The 18,698-nt window shown below is 73.8% G+C and carries 18 protein-coding genes and 7 tRNA genes; 13 read left to right on the top strand and 12 right to left on the bottom strand.

All coding sequences use genetic code 11. The features are described from left to right. Nucleotides 1-485 precede the first annotated feature (485 nt). Complete coding sequence (gene cobA / locus ABZX75_RS18680) at nucleotides 486-1,718, top strand: uroporphyrinogen-III C-methyltransferase (RefSeq protein ID WP_355411726.1); 1,233 nt, start codon at nucleotides 486-488, stop codon at nucleotides 1,716-1,718. A 58-nt stretch (nucleotides 1,719-1,776) separates the two neighbouring features. Next, nucleotides 1,777-2,595 (top strand): RNA methyltransferase, encoded by an 819-nt coding sequence (locus tag ABZX75_RS18675; RefSeq protein ID WP_355411724.1) that lies wholly within the window; start codon nucleotides 1,777-1,779, stop codon nucleotides 2,593-2,595. A gap of 172 nt (nucleotides 2,596-2,767) precedes the next feature. Here the strand turns inward: ABZX75_RS18675 and ABZX75_RS18670 are convergent, their stop codons facing one another. Next, a complete protein-coding gene (locus tag ABZX75_RS18670) occupies nucleotides 2,768-3,964 on the bottom strand; it encodes a serine/threonine-protein kinase (RefSeq protein ID WP_355411722.1) in 1,197 nt (398 codons plus the stop codon). A gap of 551 nt (nucleotides 3,965-4,515) precedes the next feature. Between ABZX75_RS18670 and ABZX75_RS18665 the strand changes: the two genes are divergently transcribed. Continuing rightward, nucleotides 4,516-4,701: a hypothetical protein gene (locus ABZX75_RS18665; RefSeq protein WP_355411720.1), complete on the top strand. Its 186-nt coding sequence runs from the start codon at nucleotides 4,516-4,518 to the stop codon at nucleotides 4,699-4,701. A 261-nt stretch (nucleotides 4,702-4,962) separates the two neighbouring features. Here the strand turns inward: ABZX75_RS18665 and ABZX75_RS18660 are convergent. The 5 genes from ABZX75_RS18660 to ABZX75_RS18640 form a co-directional block, all read right to left on the bottom strand. Continuing rightward, nucleotides 4,963-5,037, bottom strand: a tRNA-Val gene (locus ABZX75_RS18660). 43 nt (nucleotides 5,038-5,080) lie between these two features. Further along, nucleotides 5,081-5,152, bottom strand: a tRNA-Val gene (locus tag ABZX75_RS18655). Nucleotides 5,153-5,171: 19 nt separating this feature from the next. After that, nucleotides 5,172-5,243 (bottom strand) — tRNA-Val (locus ABZX75_RS18650). Nucleotide 5,244: 1 nt separating this feature from the next. Then, nucleotides 5,245-5,318, bottom strand: a tRNA-Cys gene (locus ABZX75_RS18645). A 39-nt stretch (nucleotides 5,319-5,357) separates the two neighbouring features. Next, nucleotides 5,358-5,430 (bottom strand) — tRNA-Gly (locus ABZX75_RS18640). Between the two features lie 179 nt (nucleotides 5,431-5,609). Here ABZX75_RS18640 and ABZX75_RS18635 point away from each other — a divergent pair. From ABZX75_RS18635 to ABZX75_RS18625, 3 genes are all read left to right on the top strand, one after another. After that, a complete protein-coding gene (locus ABZX75_RS18635; RefSeq protein ID WP_355411718.1) occupies nucleotides 5,610-6,686 on the top strand; it encodes a chorismate-binding protein in 1,077 nt (358 codons plus the stop codon). After that, nucleotides 6,683-7,504: an aminodeoxychorismate lyase gene (locus ABZX75_RS18630; RefSeq protein WP_355411716.1), complete on the top strand. Its 822-nt coding sequence runs from the start codon at nucleotides 6,683-6,685 to the stop codon at nucleotides 7,502-7,504. The genes ABZX75_RS18635 and ABZX75_RS18630 overlap by 4 nt, the downstream gene beginning before the upstream one ends. A gap of 64 nt (nucleotides 7,505-7,568) precedes the next feature. After that, on the top strand, nucleotides 7,569-8,393 hold the full coding sequence (locus ABZX75_RS18625; protein ID WP_355411714.1) for a GNAT family N-acetyltransferase: 825 nt from the start codon (nucleotides 7,569-7,571) through the stop codon (nucleotides 8,391-8,393). Nucleotides 8,394-8,611: 218 nt separating this feature from the next. On the opposite strand, the gene ABZX75_RS18620 is transcribed toward ABZX75_RS18625, so the two are convergent. Then, on the bottom strand, nucleotides 8,612-9,127 hold the full coding sequence (locus ABZX75_RS18620) for a DsbA family protein (RefSeq protein ID WP_355411712.1): 516 nt from the start codon (nucleotides 9,125-9,127) through the stop codon (nucleotides 8,612-8,614). A 170-nt stretch (nucleotides 9,128-9,297) separates the two neighbouring features. Here ABZX75_RS18620 and ABZX75_RS18615 point away from each other — a divergent pair, with 170 nt between their 5' ends. Then, nucleotides 9,298-9,747, top strand: coding sequence for a hypothetical protein (locus ABZX75_RS18615; RefSeq protein ID WP_355411710.1), 450 nt, complete (start codon nucleotides 9,298-9,300; stop codon nucleotides 9,745-9,747). Nucleotides 9,748-9,970: 223 nt separating this feature from the next. Here ABZX75_RS18615 and ABZX75_RS18610 read toward each other — a convergent pair whose 3' ends face one another. Both ABZX75_RS18610 and ABZX75_RS18605 read right to left on the bottom strand, forming a co-directional pair. Next, entirely contained in the window at nucleotides 9,971-10,588 is a 618-nt protein-coding gene (locus tag ABZX75_RS18610) for a CGNR zinc finger domain-containing protein (protein ID WP_355411708.1), read from the bottom strand. 255 nt (nucleotides 10,589-10,843) lie between these two features. Beyond that, nucleotides 10,844-11,257 carry an SsgA family sporulation/cell division regulator gene (locus ABZX75_RS18605; RefSeq protein WP_030011909.1) on the bottom strand — a complete coding sequence of 138 codons (414 nt, stop codon included), beginning with the start codon at nucleotides 11,255-11,257 and terminating at the stop codon, nucleotides 10,844-10,846. A 188-nt stretch (nucleotides 11,258-11,445) separates the two neighbouring features. On the opposite strand from ABZX75_RS18605, the gene ABZX75_RS18600 reads away from it, so the two are divergent. Beyond that, nucleotides 11,446-11,907 carry a TIGR02611 family protein gene (locus tag ABZX75_RS18600; RefSeq protein WP_355411705.1) on the top strand — a complete coding sequence of 154 codons (462 nt, stop codon included), beginning with the start codon at nucleotides 11,446-11,448 and terminating at the stop codon, nucleotides 11,905-11,907. Nucleotides 11,908-11,975: 68 nt separating this feature from the next. Continuing rightward, nucleotides 11,976-12,047: transfer RNA gene (locus tag ABZX75_RS18595), tRNA-Val, on the top strand. A 47-nt stretch (nucleotides 12,048-12,094) separates the two neighbouring features. Here ABZX75_RS18595 and ABZX75_RS18590 read toward each other — a convergent pair. Continuing rightward, nucleotides 12,095-14,437 (bottom strand): hypothetical protein, encoded by a 2,343-nt coding sequence (locus ABZX75_RS18590; RefSeq protein WP_355411703.1) that lies wholly within the window; start codon nucleotides 14,435-14,437, stop codon nucleotides 12,095-12,097. 122 nt (nucleotides 14,438-14,559) lie between these two features. Between ABZX75_RS18590 and ABZX75_RS18585 the strand changes: the two genes are divergently transcribed. Both ABZX75_RS18585 and ABZX75_RS18580 read left to right on the top strand, forming a co-directional pair. Beyond that, nucleotides 14,560-15,048, top strand: a complete 489-nt coding sequence (locus tag ABZX75_RS18585) for an SRPBCC family protein (RefSeq protein WP_355411701.1) — start codon at nucleotides 14,560-14,562, stop codon at nucleotides 15,046-15,048. Nucleotides 15,049-15,086: 38 nt separating this feature from the next. Beyond that, a tRNA-Val gene (locus ABZX75_RS18580) sits at nucleotides 15,087-15,158 on the top strand. Between the two features lie 83 nt (nucleotides 15,159-15,241). Here the strand turns inward: ABZX75_RS18580 and ABZX75_RS18575 are convergent. Then, complete coding sequence (locus tag ABZX75_RS18575; protein ID WP_355411699.1) at nucleotides 15,242-15,967, bottom strand: 3'-5' exonuclease; 726 nt, start codon at nucleotides 15,965-15,967, stop codon at nucleotides 15,242-15,244. Nucleotides 15,968-16,186: 219 nt separating this feature from the next. Here ABZX75_RS18575 and ABZX75_RS18570 point away from each other — a divergent pair, with 219 nt between their 5' ends. After that, nucleotides 16,187-16,789 (top strand): DUF4365 domain-containing protein, encoded by a 603-nt coding sequence (locus ABZX75_RS18570; RefSeq protein ID WP_355411697.1) that lies wholly within the window; start codon nucleotides 16,187-16,189, stop codon nucleotides 16,787-16,789. Beyond that, a complete protein-coding gene (locus ABZX75_RS18565; RefSeq protein WP_355411695.1) occupies nucleotides 16,789-18,063 on the top strand; it encodes a hypothetical protein in 1,275 nt (424 codons plus the stop codon). The genes ABZX75_RS18570 and ABZX75_RS18565 overlap by 1 nt, the downstream gene beginning before the upstream one ends. A gap of 59 nt (nucleotides 18,064-18,122) precedes the next feature. Here ABZX75_RS18565 and ABZX75_RS18560 read toward each other — a convergent pair whose 3' ends face one another. Next, nucleotides 18,123-18,623, bottom strand: a complete 501-nt coding sequence (locus ABZX75_RS18560) for a GNAT family N-acetyltransferase (protein WP_355411693.1) — start codon at nucleotides 18,621-18,623, stop codon at nucleotides 18,123-18,125. Nucleotides 18,624-18,698 lie beyond the last annotated feature (75 nt).

Genomic DNA, 18,698 nt, shown 5'->3' with positions numbered 1-18,698 from the left:
GGTGGGTTCGCTCGACCTGCGGGGACATCCCGGAGTGTCCCCACCCCACGGCCCATCCAGAGGGACCCCCCGTCCCCGCACCGATACGGCAGCATTCAGGCGGACCGGCATCTTCAGCCTCGCCGGCGATTGAGGCGCGGGTTCGGGGTGGAGCCCGGGGGGCCGGCGCAGCCGCCGCGTACCGGCCGCCCGCAGGCATCCGTTCCCGCGCCGATAGGGCAGTATCCAGTCGGGCCCGCGTTTTCAGCCTCGCCGGCGTTTGAGGCGCGGGTTCGGGGTGGAGCCCGGGGGGCCGGCGCAGCCGCCGCGTACCGTCCGCCCGCAGGCGCCCGGCCCCGCACCGCCCGCACCCGCAGGGACCCGGCCCCGCGCGGACCCCCGACCCCCCGGGTCGTATCGTGGACCCGGACACGGAAACCGCACGTCAACCCAGCCGCTCCAGCGTCGCAGCGGCCCCCCTCGCCGCACCAGGAGCCGCAACCGCCATGGCCGACACCCCCGCCTACCCCGTAGGACTCCGCCTGGCCGGCCGCCGTGTCGTCGTGATCGGCGGAGGCCAGGTCGCCCAGCGCCGGCTCCCCGCCCTCATCGCGGCGGGCGCCGACGTCCTGCTGATCTCTCCCTCCGCCACCCCCTCCGTGGACGCCATGGCGGAGACCGGGGAGATCCGCTGGGAGCGCCGCCGCTACCAGGAGGGCGACCTGGCCGGCGCCTGGTACGCGCTGATCGCCACCCAGAACCGCGAGGACAACGAGCGTGCCTCGGCCGAGGCCGAGCGCGAGCGGGTCTGGTGCGTGCGCGCCGACGACGCCTCCGCCGCCACCGCCTGGACCCCCGCGACCGGCCGCAGCGAGGGCGTCACCGTCGCCGTGCTCACCGGCAACGACCCGCGCCGTTCCGCCGCCGTCCGTGACGCCATCGTCGAGGGCCTGCGCGAAGGCACCCTCGCCGCGCCCGCCCACCGCCGCGTCCACACTCCCGGTGTCTCCCTCGTCGGCGGCGGTCCCGGCGACCCCGACCTGATCACCGTCCGCGGCCGCCGCCTCCTCGCCGAGGCCGATGTCGTCATCGCCGACCGGCTCGGCCCCCGCGACCTGCTCGACGAGCTGCCGCCGCACGTCGAGGTCATCGACGCGGCGAAGATCCCGTACGGCCGGTTCATGGCCCAGGAGGCCATCAACAACGCGCTGATCGAGCACGCCAAGGCCGGCAAGGCCGTGGTCCGGCTCAAGGGCGGGGACCCGTACGTCTTCGGCCGTGGCATGGAGGAGCTCCAGGCCCTCGCCGAGGCGGGCATCCCCTGCACGGTCGTTCCCGGCATCTCCAGCTCGATCTCCGTGCCCGGCGCCGTGGGCATCCCGGTCACCCACCGGGGCGTGGCCCACGAGTTCACCGTGGTCAGCGGCCACGTCGGCCCCGACGACCCGCGTTCGCTGGTGGACTGGGCCTCTCTCGCCAAGCTCACCGGAACCCTGGTGATCCTCATGGGCGTCGACAAGATCGGCTTGATCGCCGACGCCCTGGTCCGTCACGGCCGCTCGGCGGACACCCCGGTCGCCGTCGTCCAGGAGGGCACCACCGCCGCCCAGCGCCGCGTGGACGCCACGCTCGCCACGGTCGGTGAGACGGTCCGCGTGCAGGAGGTCCGCCCGCCCGCCGTCATCGTCATCGGCGAGGTCGTCACGGTCAACGCGGCACCCCGCACGACCGGCGTCTGAACCCCCGGCGGCTGAACGGGCCGTTGGCACCACACCCAGGACAAGGCAGTATCACCCTGTGGCTGATCTCATCACCATCGAAGACCCCGACGACCCGCGCCTGCGCGACTACACGGGCCTGACCGACGTGGAACTGCGGCGCCGCCGCGAGCCCGCGGAGGGGCTGTTCATCGCCGAGGGCGAGAAGGTCATCAGACGCGCCAAGGACGCCGGGTACGAGATGCGTTCGATGCTTCTCTCGGCCAAGTGGGTCGACGTCATGCGCGACGTCATCGACGAGCTCCCGGCCCCGGTCTACGCCGTGAGCCCGGAGCTCGCCGAACGCGTCACCGGCTACCACGTGCACCGAGGCGCCCTGGCCTCCATGCAGCGCAAGCCGTTGCCCACGGCCGAGGAACTCCTCGGCTCCGCCCGCCGCGTGGTCATCATGGAAGCGGTCAACGACCACACCAACATCGGGGCCATCTTCCGCAGCGCCGCCGCCCTCGGCATGGACGCGGTGCTGCTGTCGCCCGACTGCGCGGACCCGCTCTACCGCCGCTCGGTGAAGGTCTCCATGGGCGCGGTGTTCTCCGTCCCCTACGCCCGTCTGGACGCCTGGCCCAAGGGCCTGGACTCCGTCCGCGAGGCGGGCTTCAAGCTGCTCGCCCTGACCCCGCACGAGAAGGCCTCGCCGATCGACGTGGCGGCGCCGCACTCCCTGGAGCGGGTCGCGCTGATGCTCGGAGCCGAGGGGGACGGCCTGTCGACGCAGGCGCTGGTCGCATCCGACGAATGGGTACGGATTCCCATGGCGCACGGCGTGGACTCGCTGAACGTGGGTGCGGCGGCCGCGGTCGCCTTCTACGCGGTGGCGCAGGGCCGCGAAGCCCGCTAGATCGCCGCAGCCTTCGCCTCCGTCCGGTCGTCGGCGTCCCCCCGGGTCTCGCCGGGTCCCCCCGGGTCTCGCCGGGTCCCCCCGGGGAGGGCGCCGGACGCCACGGACGGTGGGTGCGCTCCTGTGACGGCGGGCCCCGAGGCGTCCACCACGCCGCCGTGTCCCGTAGCCCCTACAGCTTCTGGGCCGCCGCGATCCCCAGCGCCACGATGAGCGTCACCACGACGAAGACGATCAGCCGCTGCCGCATCAGCTTCGGGTCCGGCCGCGAGGGCCGCCGTCCCGCTCCCGTCGTCCGAGAGGCCGGGCGGCCGCCCGAACGGCCCGCGGTCGACCGGGACGAGGGGCCGCCCGGATTCCGCGAGGACGAGGGCCGCGAATGAGGTCCGCTCTGCGGGCCGCTCCGGGGCCGGGGCGTGCTGCCGGCCGTACGACGCTCCGTGCGCTGGCCCGCGTACGGATCGGTTTGGTCGGCCCCGTCGGCCTGCCGCCCGGCGGGCCGCTCGGAGCGGGCGCGCTGCGCCGGCGGGCGCCCGTCGGAGAGGCCCTGTGCCTCGCGCGCCGCGATCTCCTTGAGCCGCATGGACAGCTGGAGCGTGCTGGGCCGGTCCTCGGGATCCTTGGCCAGGCAGGCCTGTACGAGGGGTGCGAGCGCGTCCGGAACCCCGTGCAGCTGCGCCTCCTCGTGCACCACGCGGTAGAGCATGACCTCGGAACTGCCGTGCCCGAAGGGCGAGTCGGCGGTCGCGGCGTAGGCCAGGGTGGCGCCGAGGGCGAAGACGTCCGTGGCGGGGGTGACGGCGGCGCCGCGCACCTGCTCGGGCGCGAGGAACCCGGGGGAGCCGACGGCCGTTCCCACATGGGTCAGCGTGCTGGCCCCGGTGGCCCAGGCGATGCCGAAGTCGATGATGCGCGGGCCCTTGGGGGACAGAAGGATGTTCGAGGGCTTGAGGTCCCGGTGGACGACGCCCGCCTCGTGCACGGCGACCAGTCCCTCGGAGAGCGCGGCGCCGATGGCGGCGATCTGCGCGGCCGTCAGGGGGCCTTCCTCGGCCACCTTGTCGTGCAGGGAGGGCCCCGGGACGTACTGGGTGGCGAACCACGGCCGCTCGGCCTCCAGGTCCGCCGCGACCAGGCGTGCGGTGCACCCGCCGCGGATCCGCCGGGCGGCGGACACCTCGCGGGCGAACCGCGAGCGGAACTCCTGGTCCTCGGCCAGGTCCGGCCGGATGACCTTGAGCGCGACGCGCTGTCCGCGCCGGTCCGACCCCAGGTAGACCACGCCCATACCGCCGGCGCCGAGCCGCCGGTGCAGTCTGAACGAGCCGACGACACGCGGGTCCTCGCGCCGGAGCCGCATCATCGCCATGTCCACCCCGCTGACCGGTCGTCCTGTTGACGTGCCACAGCTTACGGACCATCCGCCACGCGCGCTCAGAGGCCGCGCCCTCGTCGGGGGATTCGATTGTCAGTGCGGCACCGCCCACTTGAGGGTTCCTCAGTGATATCGCCCGATGGTCACCCGGCAAGGCCGCCCGGGACCAAGCGCCCCTCACACCAAGGGGATTGGGCGGCGCAGGGGGGCGGCCACGCGGTGTGATGCGCCCGCGCGACGGCCGCAGCCGAATCGATCTTGCCGACGGCTCGCGGACGGACACGCATCAACAGGGAGTGACGGAAGTGAGCGAAGTCACTACCCTCCGGTCATCCCCTCGGGGAAGACCCCGACAGCGGGGGAGCGGCCTCCACCCAGGGGAGTACACGGACGGGACGCCGTCATCCTCCTGGAGGCCTGGCAATGGGTACGAAGGCATGAGGCCAGGCGCCTTGCGCCCGCCTAGGGTTGAAGACAAGCGGCGGGTGATGCACTCGTCCCCCGAGGTCAAAAGCCCGCCGCTGCCAAACGACAGGGAGTGGGCCATGGCGGACATCGCACGGCAGGGACGCAAGGCATTCGCGTTCAACGGCCATGAGTCCGGTACGCGACACCCGCTGGTGGCCGCGGCCATGGTCCTCCCCCTGGCCGCCGTCCTGCTCTTCCTCTTCGGAGGCTTCGATCAGGTGGCGGCGCAGGCGTCGTCCGTGGGCTTGATGCTGGGGCGCTGAGCGGCGCTCCAGGCCCGGGAGAGCGGCCCGGGCCGGGACATCGGCCTGTCGACCCCGTGGGGACGGGGGAGCGACGGACGGCAGGTGAAGGGTGCTGCCCGTACGGCTGGAGAGTCGTACGGGCAGCACCCTTTCTCACGCCCTCGTTCTCGTCCGCGAACGCCTCCGCGAACGCCTCCCCCAAAGCCCCACGAGCACGCGTCGGCACCCCGCGGGAAACGCGGAAGCCCCGGCCGTCGAGACGGCCGGGGCTTCCGGAGGTGGTGCGCGATACTGGGATTGAACCAGTGACCTCTTCCGTGTCAGGGAAGCGCTCTCCCGCTGAGCTAATCGCGCGGGGATCCACGGCTCGAAGGCCGCAGGTCTGGCAGGTGCTGCGTGCGCGATACTGGGATTGAACCAGTGACCTCTTCCGTGTCAGGGAAGCGCTCTCCCGCTGAGCTAATCGCGCGGGGATCCTTGCGGACCAGTGGACGATACTGGGATTGAACCAGTGACCTCTTCCGTGTCAGGGAAGCGCTCTCCCGCTGAGCTAATCGTCCTTGGAGGTGGAGACGGGATTTGAACCCGTGTAGACGGCTTTGCAGGCCGTTGCCTCGCCTCTCGGCCACTCCACCATGGAGCTGCGGGGGTTCTCGGGAAGATCCCCCACTTCGAGCGGACGACGAGACTCGAACTCGCGACATCCACCTTGGCAAGGTGGTGCTCTACCAACTGAGCTACGTCCGCAGGTCACCGTGCTCGCTCCGGGGTTTCCCCCTTCGCTCCCTGGCGACGTGTTGAACTCTAGCGGATTCCCCGGCCAGCTCAAAAACACGTTTCCGCAGCGTGCTGCCGCTCGATCACCCTCGGTCACCCGGCCGTCACCTCACCGGCGCCGTCGCGTCACCGGCCATAGACTCGCAGCCGTGCACGACCTGCCTCCCCTGGCCCGCTTCGGCGGCCTGCTCGCGACCGACCTCCGAGACGTCACCAGTGATCCCGCCGCCCTCGACTCCACCGGGTTCTGGGCGGTGGCGGCGGATTTCGAAGGGCGGCTCGTCTGCGCGCGCTTCGGTGACATACGCCCCGATCCCGTCTCGGCGCCCCTCCCGGGGGCCTGGCGGGGTCCCGGGGCCGACACCTGGTCCTCCTCGCTCGACCGCGCCGCGTACACCGCCGGCGTACGCCGCATCCGCGAGCACATCGCCGCCGGCGACGTCTACCAGGCCAATCTGTGCCGGGTGATGTCCGCGCCGCTGCCCGACCCGGACGGCGCGGATGTCGACGCGCTCACCGCGCTGCTCGCGCGCGGCAATCCGGCGCCCTATGCAGGAACGATTCGGCTGCCCGCCCACAGCGTCGAGATCGCCACCGCGTCCCCCGAGCTGTACCTGCGCCGCTCCGGCCGACACGTCGAGTCCGGCCCCATCAAGGGCACCGGCCGCACCGTCGCCGACCTGCTGCCCAAGGACCACGCCGAGAACGTGATGATCGTGGACCTCGTACGCAACGACCTGGGCCGGGTCTGCGCCACCGGTTCCGTCGCCGTCCCCGAGCTGTGCGCCGTCGAGGAGCACCCGGGCTTGGTCCACCTCGTCTCCACCGTCAGCGGAGAGCTCGCCGACGGCGCCGGCTGGCCGGAGCTGCTCGCCGCCACCTTCCCGCCCGGCTCCGTCACCGGCGCGCCCAAGTCCTCCGCCCTGCGCATCATCGAAGCCCTGGAGACAGCCCCGCGCGGCCCGTACTGCGGCGGCATCGGCTGGGTCGACGCCGACCGGGGCACCGCCGAGCTGGCCGTCGGCATCCGCACCTTCTGGATCGACCGCGGGGCCCCCGGCGGCCCCCGCCTGCTCTTCGGTACCGGCGCCGGGATCACCTGGGGCTCCGACCCCGACCGCGAATGGGCCGAGACCGAACTGAAGGCCGCCCGCCTGCTGCGGGTAGCGTCAGGTGCCCACGAGGTGACCGGTACCCATGGGACGATCGGAAGGACCGTACGGTGAGGATCTGGCTCGACGGAGCGCTGCGGGACGCGGACAGCGCGCGGGTGTCCGTTTTCGACCACGGGCTGACCGTGGGCGACGGCGTCTTCGAGACGCTCAAAGTGGAGCGCGGCGAGCTCTTCGCGCCCACCCGCCACTTGGAACGGCTGACCCACTCGGCCCGCGGCCTCGGCCTGCCGGACCCCGACCTCGACGAGGTACGGGCGGCCTGCGCGGCCGTGCTGGCGCAGCGGGCGGTATCGCTCGGGCGGCTGCGCGTCACCTACACCGGAGGCGTCTCCCCGCTCGGCTCCGACCGCGGCGAAGCCGGACCCACCCTGATCGTGGCCGTCGGGGAGACCACCCGCCGCCCGGACACCACCGCCGTCGTCACGGTGCCCTGGGTCCGCAACGAGCGCAGCGCCGTGGCCGGCCTGAAGACCACCTCGTACGCCGAGAACGTCGTCGCGCTCGCCGCCGCCCACCGGGCCGGGGCCTCCGAGGCGCTCTTCGCCAACACCACCGGACGGCTCTGCGAGGGCACCGGCTCGAACGTGTTCGTCGTACTCGACGGGGAACTGCACACCCCGCCCGTCGCCTCCGGCTGCCTCGCCGGAATCACCCGCGCGCTCGTCCTCGAATGGGCCGGGGCCAAGGAGACGGACCTGCCCTTCGAGGCGCTGGAGCAGGCCGAAGAGGTCTTCCTGACCTCCTCCCTGCGCGATGTGCAGGCCGTCCACCGGATCGACGGCCGCGAGCTCGCGGCCACCCCGGGCCCGGTCACCGCCGAGGCGATGCGGATCTTCGCCGCGCGCGCCGCGGACGACCTCGACCCGTAGGGGGAAGCCCGAGCGGGGCGAAAGGGGCTGTCGCGGGGGCCGCGGGGCGGGTAGAACTCGACTGATGACCACCACCCTGCGGCCGTCCGGGCCGCTTCAGCAGAGCACCGGCGGGGCGCGCTCGCGCCCGTACGAGATCCGGGTCAACAGCAGGCGCGTCGGCGCACTGGTGATCGCCACCGACACCCCCTTCGGGCCGACGGTCGGGGATATCCGCGACCTCGCCGTGGACGAGCCCGACCGCCGGCGCGGCCGGGCCACCGTGGCCGCTCTGGCCGCCGAGGAGGTGCTGCGCGGCTGGGGCTGCCGCCGGGTCCGCGTCTCGGTACCGGCCGGTTCGGCGGGCGGCCTGCGCATGGCCGAGACCCTCGGGTACGCCGAGTACAGCCGCAACATGGCCAAGGAGCTCCCGGCGCAGCCGCCCGCCCTCTCCGAGGGGGTGCTCGGCCGCCCCATGACGGAGGCAGAGTACGAGGTCTGGATCGTCGAGGCGCGCCGGAGCTACACGGGGGACCTGGCCGGCCGAGGCATGCCGCAGGAGGCCGCCCACGCGAAGTCGGTGGCCGACCACGAAGCCCTGCTGCCCCGGGGCCTCGCCAGCCCCGGAACCACCCTCTGCGTCCTGGAGGCGGCCGGCACGCCCGTCGGGCACGTGTGGACCGCGCCGAGCGGGGAGGGCGCGTACGTCTTCGACGTCGGGGTCGACCCGGGGCACCGCGGCCGGGGGTACGGCCGCGACCTGATGCTGCTCGCGGAGCGCACGGCCCTCGCCGAGGGCCACCGGGTGCTGGCGCTCCAGGTCTTCGCGGGCAACACCCCGGCCCTGCGGCTCTACGAGTCCCTCGGCTACCGGACGACCAACCTCAACTACGCCAAGGACCTGCTCTAGGTCGTCTCTTTCGGATCTTGTCGGCCGAGCCCGCGTTGACCGGTGCCGTGCATCGCAAGGCGGAGGAGCGTCCTTGTACTGGACGTACTAGGGCGCTTCCGACAGCTCGGCCGCCAAGGTCCTCGAAGAGGAGCCGAGACGCAGTGAGCGCAGCGAACGCAGTGCAGCGAGGTGCGGCACCGGTCAACGCGGGCCCGGCAAGATCCGAAAGAGACGACCTAGTCCTGGGCCGGGCCGTCACCGGCGGCCAGCAGCCGGTCGGCGATCTCCTCGATGCGGGCGCGCAGCCCCTCCTGGCTCTTGCCGCCGTCGAGGCGCTCGCCGTCGATCACGTACGTCGGGGTGCCGGTCACGCCGATGGCCTTGCCCTCGGCCTGGTCCGCGTCGACGATCAGGATGTGCCGCCCGTCGATCAGGGCCGTGTCGAACTCCTCGACGTCGAGGCCAAGTTCACGCGCCACGTCCAGCAGCACCGGCTCGCCCCGCTCGCCCAGTTCCGCGGTACGCGCCAGCACGGCCTCCGCGTACGGCCAGCCCTGCCCCTGCTCCACGGCCTCCTCGGCGGCCTGCGCCGCGGCGAAGGAGTGCTTGTGCTTCTCCAGCGGGAAGTGGCGCAGCCGGATGTCCAGCCGGTCGCCGTAGCGGGCCCGCAGGGCGCGGACGTCGTCCAGGGCGCTGTGGCAGTCCGGGCACTGCAGTTCGCACCAGACGTCGAGGATCACGGAATCGGTCATACGGGCAGTCTCCCAGCCCCGCGCACCCCCCACCGACCGGGACCTGGGGAGGAGGCGGGACCCGGAGATCTCCCCGAGATCGGCGGGCGAGCCGCTTCGGGCCTGGCCTGTACGGCGACGGCCGGTGCAGGATGGAGGGGGGACAGACCGCCCCAGCCATGGAGGACCGCATGCTTGCCGAGACCATTTGCTCAGCGGTGTCCGCGGCGGGCCTGGGCATCGCCGCGTTGACCGCCTACCGCAAGCGCTTCCTGACCGCCGCGCGGATCGCGGCGTACGCGCTGGTGCCGGTCGGTCTGGTGATGACGGGCGTCGTGCAGTGGGTGTCCGGGATGGTCTTCAAGCCGACCGTCTGGGCCGGCTTCGGACTCCTGGCGCTGGCCTGGCTGCTCTTCGTCACGACCCGCGCCATCGAGCGCCGGAGCCTCGGGAAGCCCGAGAAGCCGGCGAAGGCCGCCAAGGGCGCCCCGGTCCGCGAGGCCGTCGCCCCGGCCTCCTCCGCCCCGTCCCTCGGCGCCGGCTCCGACCCCCGGCCGACCGCGTCCCGGAAGCCCGCCGCCGCCGCTCCCGCGGACGACTTCTCCGACATCGAGGCCATCCTCAAGAAGCACGGCATCTGAGCCGGTCCACGAGATCGGGCGGAGTACCGCCCGAACACTGGCGTGTTGAGAGGCCGACGGCGGTGTGCTGCGTCATCATCGCCCCGACATGCTCGACACATCGCACACTGATCCGTCGGGTCCCGCGCCGGTCCCGGCCCCCGTCGCCGAGGAGCCGCGGGGGTGCCTCTTCGCGCTCTCCCAGCCACCCCTGATGATCTTCCTCGGGGTGATCGGCTCTCTGCTACTGCTTGCCGCCGTGCACGATCTCTTCGTGCTCTGACACGTCCGCCGGGCCCGCCGCTCCCGCGTCGGCTTCCTTGCGCCGGGCCCGGTACGCCGCCACGTGCAGCCGGTTCCCGCAGGTCCGGCTGTCGCAGTAGCGCCGCGAGCGGTTGCGGGACAGGTCGACGAAGGCGCGCCGGCAGTCGGGCGCCTCGCAGCGGCGCAGCCGCTCCTTTTCGCCGGAGACCACGATGAAGGCCAGCGCCATGCCGCCGTCCGCCGCCAGGTGGTCGCCCACCGACGCCCCCGGCGCGAAGTAGTGCACGTGCCAGTCGTAGCCGTCGTGGTCGGTCAGCTGCGGGGTGGTGCCGGCGGTCGCGACCAGCTCGTTGATCAGCGTGGCCGCCGCGCGGGAGTTCGGGGCCGCGAACACCTGGGCGAATTTGGCGCGTACCGTCCGGACCCCGGCCAGATCGCGGGCGCCGAGCTCGCCGACGTCGCTGATCGCGTACTCGTGGACGAAGGCGCGCAGCGCACCGATGTCCGCCAGCCCGTCGGGCTGGTCCGCCTCGGCCGCGGTGTTCACCAGCGCGACGACGACGTCGAGCGCGCGACGGGTGTCGTGGGGGATCTGCACGGGGTCTCCCTCAAGGGCCGGGCCTGCGGCGACGGGCCAGTACCGCCGCTGGTGGCCCGACTCTAGCGGGTCCCTCCCAGGGGTGCCCCGTGGATCACGCCGGGCCCGCGGAGCGCTCCGCGCGGCACGCCCACGCAAACCGGCGCCGCCCTCGCGGGTGGCTTCCGCGAGAACAGCGCCGGCATCGCCGTATGGGGTTGTCCGACCCGCACCGTCGCCCCGAGTCGGACGGTGTCGAGCGGCTGTGGTCCTGGCTCAGGATTCGGCCAGGATGTGGGAGAGCTCCTTGTCGAGGTCGAAGTGCCGGTGTTCGGTCCCGGGTGGAACCGCGGCGTCCGTCCGCTTGAGGAACGACTCGAGTGCTCGGGCGGGTGCTTCGAGCAGTGCTTCTCCCTCCGGTGAGCTCAGGGCGATGCAGACGACGCCCTGACCGTGGCTGCGGGACGGCCAGACGCGGACGTCGCCGGTACCGGTGGGCCGGTGGAGGCCCTCCGCGAGGAGGTCGCGGGCGAATACCCATTCGACCGTCTCCTCGGCGCCGGTGTGGAAGGTGGCGTGCACGGCGTAGGGGTCGGCCGTGTCATACCGCAGGCCCGCGGGAACAGGCAGTGAGGACTCGCTCGACACAACGAGGCGCAGGTGCAGCTCGCAGCTGACCGTGGTGTTCATAAGCGCCAGGGCCTTTCGCTCAGTGTGCGCTCGGGGATTCGCACGTCGGCGAAATCGACATGCCACCTACGGTGCCGTTGTAAACCCCTCTGACCGTTTTGCGGACCTCTGGGTCCCTCGTACGGCGGATCCAAACCACCATTCACGTGTGCTGCGGGTCCGCTTCCGGCTCGGGTAGATTCCACCCCATGAATACGGGGAGTGACCGCGGGCACGAGTCCGCAGCCGAAGAGGCCACCAAGGAAGCCACACCGGACAAGGAAGCCGCACCGGAGGCGCCGCACGTATCGAAGGCGCCCGACTTCATCAAGGCCAGGCGGGGCCTGCACCTGAGCTGGCAGGTCGGCGTCTTCATCGTCGGCCTCGCCGTCATCGGGGCCGGCGTCGCCATGCTCGTGCTGCCCGGGCCCGGATGGGTCGCGATCTTCGCCGGCCTGGCGATCTGGGCCACGGAATTCGCCTGGGCCCACCTCGTCCTGCACTGGACCAAGCGCAAGGTCACCGAGGCCGCGCAGAAGGCGCTCGACCCCAAGGTCCGCCGCCGCAACCTCATCCTGACCACCGTGGGTCTGGTCGTCGCGGGCGTGCTGATCGGCTTCTACCTGTGGAAGTACGGCCTGGTACTGCCCTGGAACCTCAAGGACCAGTGACCGGCAGCCAGGGGCCCGGGGCTGGTCGAGGAGCACCGCTGACATGCGGTAATGTTTGCGGTGCGTCCGGGCGATTAGCTCAGTGGGAGAGCACTTCGTTCACACCGAAGGGGTCACTGGTTCGAACCCAGTATCGCCCACCCGGACCGAAGGCCCGGAGACTTTCACCGTCTCCGGGCCTTCGGCGTTACCGGAGCCGGCCGAACACCTCCCGCAGGCGCCGGGCGTCGCGCAGCCGCTTCTCGTAGGTCGCCCCCACCGCCAGCAGCAGCAGGCCCGCCAGCGCCGGCGGCAGCCAGCGCGGGAGCACGCCCGCGACCTGCACGACGTACGGGGCCAGCTCGTGCAGCGCCACCGCCGCCAGCACGGCGCCGCCAAGCAGGAGCGGGGCCTGAAGCCGCCGGTGCGCGCCCGCCAGGGTCACACCCAGCGCGGCCAGACCCAGCAGCAGCGGCCGCAGCCAGTGCGCGTCGCCCCAGGCGGCCACCAGGCTCGGCAGCAGGGTCGCCGCCAGGCCGGGGCCGTACGCCGTCCAGGACGAGGCCCGCTCGTCCCCGCGGCGCCGCAGCAGGCCCACGGCCAGGGCGGGCAGCGTCACCGGCAGCGTGTACGCCTCCGGCGCCGTGACCCCGGACGAGGCGAGCCGCACCCAGGTCGCCGCCACGAACAGCGCCCCCGCCGCCCAGCCCAGCACGCGCCGGTCCGCGCGCACCGCCGCACCCGCGCAGACCACCCCGGCCAGCGACAGGACCAACGCCAGCACGAGCGCGTCCCCGGAGGCCAGGGCCACCGCCAGCACCACGGCCGCCGCCGCCGCGCCCTCCGCGGGGACGCGGACGCCGCCCAGCCGGGGCCCCGGCGCGGCCACCGCCGCGGGGACGGCCAGCACCGGGAGGGCCCACCAGGCCACTGCCAGCTCCGCGGCCGCGCCGACCGCCACCAGCACCCCGGTGGCGTACCCGACGGCGCACACGGCCGCCCCGGAGCGGGCCCAGCGCGGCGCGGCCCTGTACGCCGCTCCCGCCGCGCAGCCGGCCCCCAGCAGGCCCCAGACCGCGAAGGTGGCCGCCCGGCCGTCCAGCGCGCCCAGGGACACGTTCGCGGCCCCGGCCAGCGCACACACCCCGGCCGCGATTGCGGCGCCGCGAGCCGCGGACCGCAGGGCGAGGAACCCCGCGGCCGCCGTCACCGCCAGCTGCGCGGCGAACACCGCCGCCACCGGGAGACCGAGCAGCACCGGCGCGGTGAACAGACCCGACCAGGCCAGGACCACCCCCACCACGCCCGGCTCCGGCCGCGACAGTGCCCGGCCCAGCCACCAGGCCGCCCCCGCCGTGATCAGCAGGGCGACCGGAACCGCCGCCCCCGGCCAGGAGGGATCCCCCGGCGGAGTCGTCGCCGCCCACACCTCGTCCAGCACCCGTACCCGTGCCAGCAGCGTCGGCGCCACCGCCGACCAGCCCGCCAAGGCCGCCAGGGCGGCCACCACCGCCCCCGCCCCGGCCAGCCCGCGCCGGACCGCGGGCGGGAACGAGCTCGCCCGTACCGCCGCCAGCAGCGGCAGCGCCACCAGCAGGTGCGCCACCACCGCCCAGCCCGCCCCCGCCGTCGAACCGGTCAGCGCCGGCCGTGCCACACCGCCGAGCGCCGCCACCCAGGCGAGACCGCCCGCCAGCGCGGCGGCCGAGGCGCGCGGCTCCCGCCGGGCCACCGCCACACCGAGCGCCGCGCACGCCAGCAGCAGCGCCGCCGGTGCGAGGGACTCGGCAGCCGAAGCCGCCGCCCACGACTCGGCCACCCCGGTCAGCAGCGCTCCCGCGCCCAGCAGAGCCCCCGGGATCGACGCCGTCCGGACCCGCAGCGCGAGGACGGCGTCGAGCGCCGCCGTCGCGAGCAGCGCCCAGCCGATGTCCAGCGGGCCCGCCTGCGCGGCCAGCGCCGCCAGCGGCAGCGGCAACTGCGCCGCCAGCACCGCCGCGGGCAGCGGGAGAACAAGCTTGGGAAGCCCCAGCCCGTACCCCGCCCACACCACCGCCAGCACCCCGGCCGCCCCCGCCGCGTACCGGAGGCCGTCCGCGTCCGGCATGCCGGTCACGCGCAGCGCGTACGCGTCGAGCACCGTGAGCAGCAGCCCCACCGCCGCCACCGACTCCGCCGTCGACCTCAGCCCGCGGCGCAGCAGCGCCACGGGCGCGGCCAGCGCCGCCGCCGTCACCACGGCCAGTACCGCCGAGCGCCCGGCGATCCCCAGGGACCCCCAGCTCACCAGCGTGAACGCCAGCGCGGCCACCGCCAGCAGCACCGCCCCCAGGGCGAGCAGGACGTTCTGCGCGCTCGGCGCCGAGGCGTCCTTCGCGGGCCGGGGAGGGGTCGCGGGGGCGGCCCAGCCGCCAGGACCCGGCCCTATCTGGTGCAGCAGCCGCAGCAGCCAGTCGCGGCGGCTCAGCAAGTACAGTCGGCGGGCGTCGAGTTGAGTCAGCTCGCGGTCGATGAGCGCCAGCTCCTCGGCCGGCGGCAGGGACGTGTTCATAGGGCGGAGTGTGGCGCCCGTCACGCCGTCAGGACATGGGTCCCCGTACTCAGATCCGCCCTGAGTACGCACGGGTCGCGGGAACCGGGCGTGCCCGCGGGCCCCGGGGGCAGACTGGATCCATGGACCGCAGCCCTTGGGACCGCTGGAGCCGCTACCGCTTCCGCAGCGTGTGGGACCTCGACGCCCCGCCGTCGGCCGTGTACGCCGTACTGGAGCAGGGCGAGGAGTACCCGAGCTGGTGGCCCCAGATCCGCCGGACGGAACCGGCCGGCGACCGCGCCGGCGGCGCGCTCGTCCGCTCGGTGCTGCCGTACGCCCTGCACGTCACCGCCACCGAACTCCTGCGCGCCCCCGGGCGCGGCGTGCTCGAAGTGGCCCTGCACGGAGACATCGACGGCTGGGCGCGGTGGACCGTACGCCCCCGCGGCGGACCGGACGGACGGCGGACGCGGGTGCTGTACGAGCAGGAGGTCGAGGTGCGCCGGCCGCTGATGCGGTGGCTCGCGCTGCCCGGCCGGCCGGTGTTCCGGCTCAACCACAGTCTGCTGATGCGGGCCGGCCGGCGAGGCCTCGCGGCGCATCTCGCGGCCGGGTCGCAAGCGGTTTGAACCAGCCCCAAGCCTTCTGTATTGTTCAGTGCGTTCCCGGGCGATTAGCTCAGCGGGAGAGCACTTCGTTCACACCGAAGGGGTCACTGGTTCGATCCCAGTATCGCCCACCGGGACAGGCCGGTCCGTCTGATGACGGACCGGTCTTCCGCATGCGAGGGGACGGAACGTCGGCCGGTGGCCGGTGGACGTCCTACGCCGCCGTCGACATGTCCGGCCGCAGCGGCCAGTGCGGATCCACCGGCTCCGGCGTCCCCTGACGCGCGAACCACGCCTGCAGCCCCCGCGCCTGCGCCGCGTGCCACACCTGCTGGAGCGTGTGCAGTTCGGCCGGTGTCAGCCGCTCCAGCCGCCCCGCGAACCGGCGCCCCACCGCCCGCACCAGCTCCAGCGAGGCCAGCGCGTCCGCCGCCGCGTCGTGCGCGGCCTCCAGCTCGATCCCGTAGTGCGCGCACAGGTCCGTCAAGGTCCGCCGCCCCTTGCGGTAACGGTCCAGGTGCTTGTCCAGCACCCGCGGATCGAGCACCGTCAGCGGCCGGTTGTCCAGATATCGCGACAGCGACGACGCCCGGTGCCGACGCAACTCCCGGTCCAGCAGCGTCAGATCGAACGGAGCGTTCATCACCACCACCGGCCGGCCCGCCACCTGCTGCTCTCCGAGCGCCCGGGCTATCTCCTCCATCACCGGCGCCGGCCAGCGCCCGTGGTGCTGAAGGTGTTCATCGGTGAGGCCGTGCACCTCCGTGGCACCCGGGGGGACCGGAATGCCGGGATTGACCAGCCAGCGCGTGGAGCGGACGCGGCCACCCGCGCACTCCTGCACGACGAGCGCGGCGGACACGATCCGGTCCTGCTCGACGTCCACCCCGGTCGTCTCGGTGTCGAATGCGGCCAGCGGGCCCTCGTACCAGCGTGTCATGGCGAACTCCTCGTCCCCGGCGGGCAGATCGGGGCGCACCCGGAACACGCGGCCCTTGCCCGAATCGGTGATACCCGGGCCGTTTGCCCCGTACGCCGTTTGCGGGCACCCGGGTACGGAGACAACTTCCTTGGGGAGCCGCACACATGATCGGTCGTCACCCCACCCACACCCACCCACCCACCCACGGCAGAGCCCGGAAGGCATGGGGAGCCGGCCATGGCGCTCGCGCAGCCCGAACCGGGCGGGGTGCCGGCGGGGCAGATCGATCCGCGGACCGGTACGCCGGGCGACGCGCGGACCGGACCGCTGCGCGGCGCACTCGCCACCACCGCCTGTATGGAAACCCTTCAGGTGGGATACCTGCACGCCGTCGCCGCCGCGGCCGGCTGCTCGCTCTCCCAGCCCTTTCCGGACAACGGCATCGACTGGCACGTCAGCCACGGGGCGCCCGAGCACCTCGTCGACGACGAAGTCACCGTCAAGGTGCAGCTGAAAGCGACCTACCAGACACCGCCCAGACCGGCCGGACCCACTTTCGCCTTCACCCTCGACAACGAGCACCTCGTGAAACTCGCCCGCACCCCGGTCGCCGTCCACAAGATCCTCGTCGTGATGCTCGTCCCGCGGGAGCGCGACCAGTGGCTCGCCGCCGGGCACGACCGGCTCGACCTGCGGCACTGCTGCTACTGGACCAATCTCGCCGGACACCCCGTGACCGGCCGGCGCCGGACCACCGTACGGATCCCGACCACGCGGATCTTCGACGACCGGGCGTTGTGCGAGATCATGACCCGGGTCGGGTCGGGAGGGACACCCTGATGCACTGGCACTCACCGAATCTCGAACCGCTGCCGTCCCCGGAGCACGGGGAATACGGGCAGTACGCGGCGTACGGGGACGGCGAGAGCGCGCAGGACGCGCACTCCGTCACACCCGATCCCGCACAGGTCGACCCGGTCGTGCTGGGCGCCCTGCTGCGCCGGCACGGCTGGCTGCGCCGGGGCGGGCCGCCCGGACGGTACGGGCGCTGGACACCGCCCGCCACCCACCCGGCGGGCAGCAGCGGCACCAGCCTCCTCGTCCCGGAGACCCGGAGCTTCCCCGACTGCGCCGACCTGCTGGAGGAGGCGCTGACCGCGCTCTCGCGCAGCGCACTGCCCTCGGCGCGGGAGGTGCTCTACGGCCTGAGCGTGCCCAGCGACGAGATCCGCTGGGACCGCGCGATCCCCGAGGGGCCGTACGGGCTCCGGGGCGAGGCCGCGTGGACGGTGCAGGAACAGCTGCGCTCGGCCGCCCGGCAGCTCCTGCTGGCCGGGGCCCTGGCGGCCCGGGCACGGGCCGGGTACTACGGCGCCCGGCATCGCGGACAGGCCGAACACTCCCTGGACGGGGTCCTGGTCGGGCCGTCACCGGGCGGCCGGCGACTCACCGCGTACGTCCCCGTCGGCGGGGGGCGGGGCACCGTGACCCGGCTCCACCACGCACTGCACGCCGCCCGCGAAGCCGTGGACTACCGGCGGGCCACCGGCAGCATGGAGGCCTTCGACGCCGCGGTGGGGGCCGGGGTCAGCCGGGAACTCGCCGACGCGCTGATCGCGCTGGTCAGGGGCTCGGAGGGAGTCCGTGTCTCGCTGGCCTGGGCGCCGGCGGCGGGGGTCCCGGCGGGGTGCGCGGCCCGGCCGGAGCCGGTGGAGTTCTCCCCCGGGGACCTGCCGGTGCTCCGCGAGGCGGCGGCCCGCTACACCCGGGACGAACCGGCCGTCCAGGTCCGGATCGCGGGCGCGGTGGTACGGATGCGGCGCTCGGCCCCGGGGGGCGGGGGCACGGTCCGGCTGCGGGTGCTCGCAGGGGCGGAGATCCCGTACGTCCGTGTCGCGCTGGACGAGGAGGCGTACCGGGTGGCGGGCCACGCGCACCTGGTGGGGCTGCCGATCCGGGTCACCGGGCGGCTCCAGCGGCGGGGCGGGTTCCGGCGTCTGACGGATGCCGCGGAGGTGACGCCGGTGCCCCTGGACGAGGTGGAGCGCGACCGCCTGATGAAGTCGCTGGACGACGCGTTCGACCCTGGGGACGTGCTGCCGGCCGACGAATAGGACGGGTCCGGCGGCGCCGCGCCGCCGGCATGCTCCGCCGGATCCCGCCTCGGCCCCGGCTACCTCCAGGCGGGCCCCGGTCGGCTGAACGAGGCCATGCGCAGGCCCGGTACGGGGGAGAAGTCCGCGCCGCGGACGAAGCCCAGGCGCTCGTACAGCGTCACCGCGGGCGCGTTGCCGCAGCCCGTGGTGACCTCGACGGTGCGGTCCGGGAGGACCTCGGCCAGTACGTGGCGCAGCAGCAGGGAGGCGACGCCGCGGCGGAACCAGGCCGGGTCCACGCAGAGCCGGTCGAGGCAGACACCGCCGTCGGCCTCCTCCGCCCAGGCGACGAAACCGGCGATCTCGCCGCCTCCGCCTCCGCCGCCGTCGCCGGACACCGCACCCAGCCACCGCAGGGGGCGCGCCCGCATGTCGGCGAGGCTCTCGCGCAGGGCGGGAATGCCGTCGAAGCCGATCAGCTCCGCCTCCACGCGGTACGCCGCCCGGCCGATCCGGTGCACGGCGTACGCGGTCGTGTCGTCGGTGAGGTCCAGCGGGCGCACGAGCACGCTCGGCATACGGGTCCCTTCGGGGCGTCGGGCGGAGGGCCCACCGTAGCCGCCGGGCGGGAGGGTCTCGGGGGGTGCGGGCGC

The organism is Streptomyces sp. NPDC003038 (assembly GCF_040611115.1).
Classification (GTDB): Bacteria; Actinomycetota; Actinomycetes; order Streptomycetales; family Streptomycetaceae; genus Streptomyces.
The sequence above is the reverse complement of the archived record's forward strand: the minus strand, read 5'-3'. Positions and strand labels throughout refer to the sequence as shown.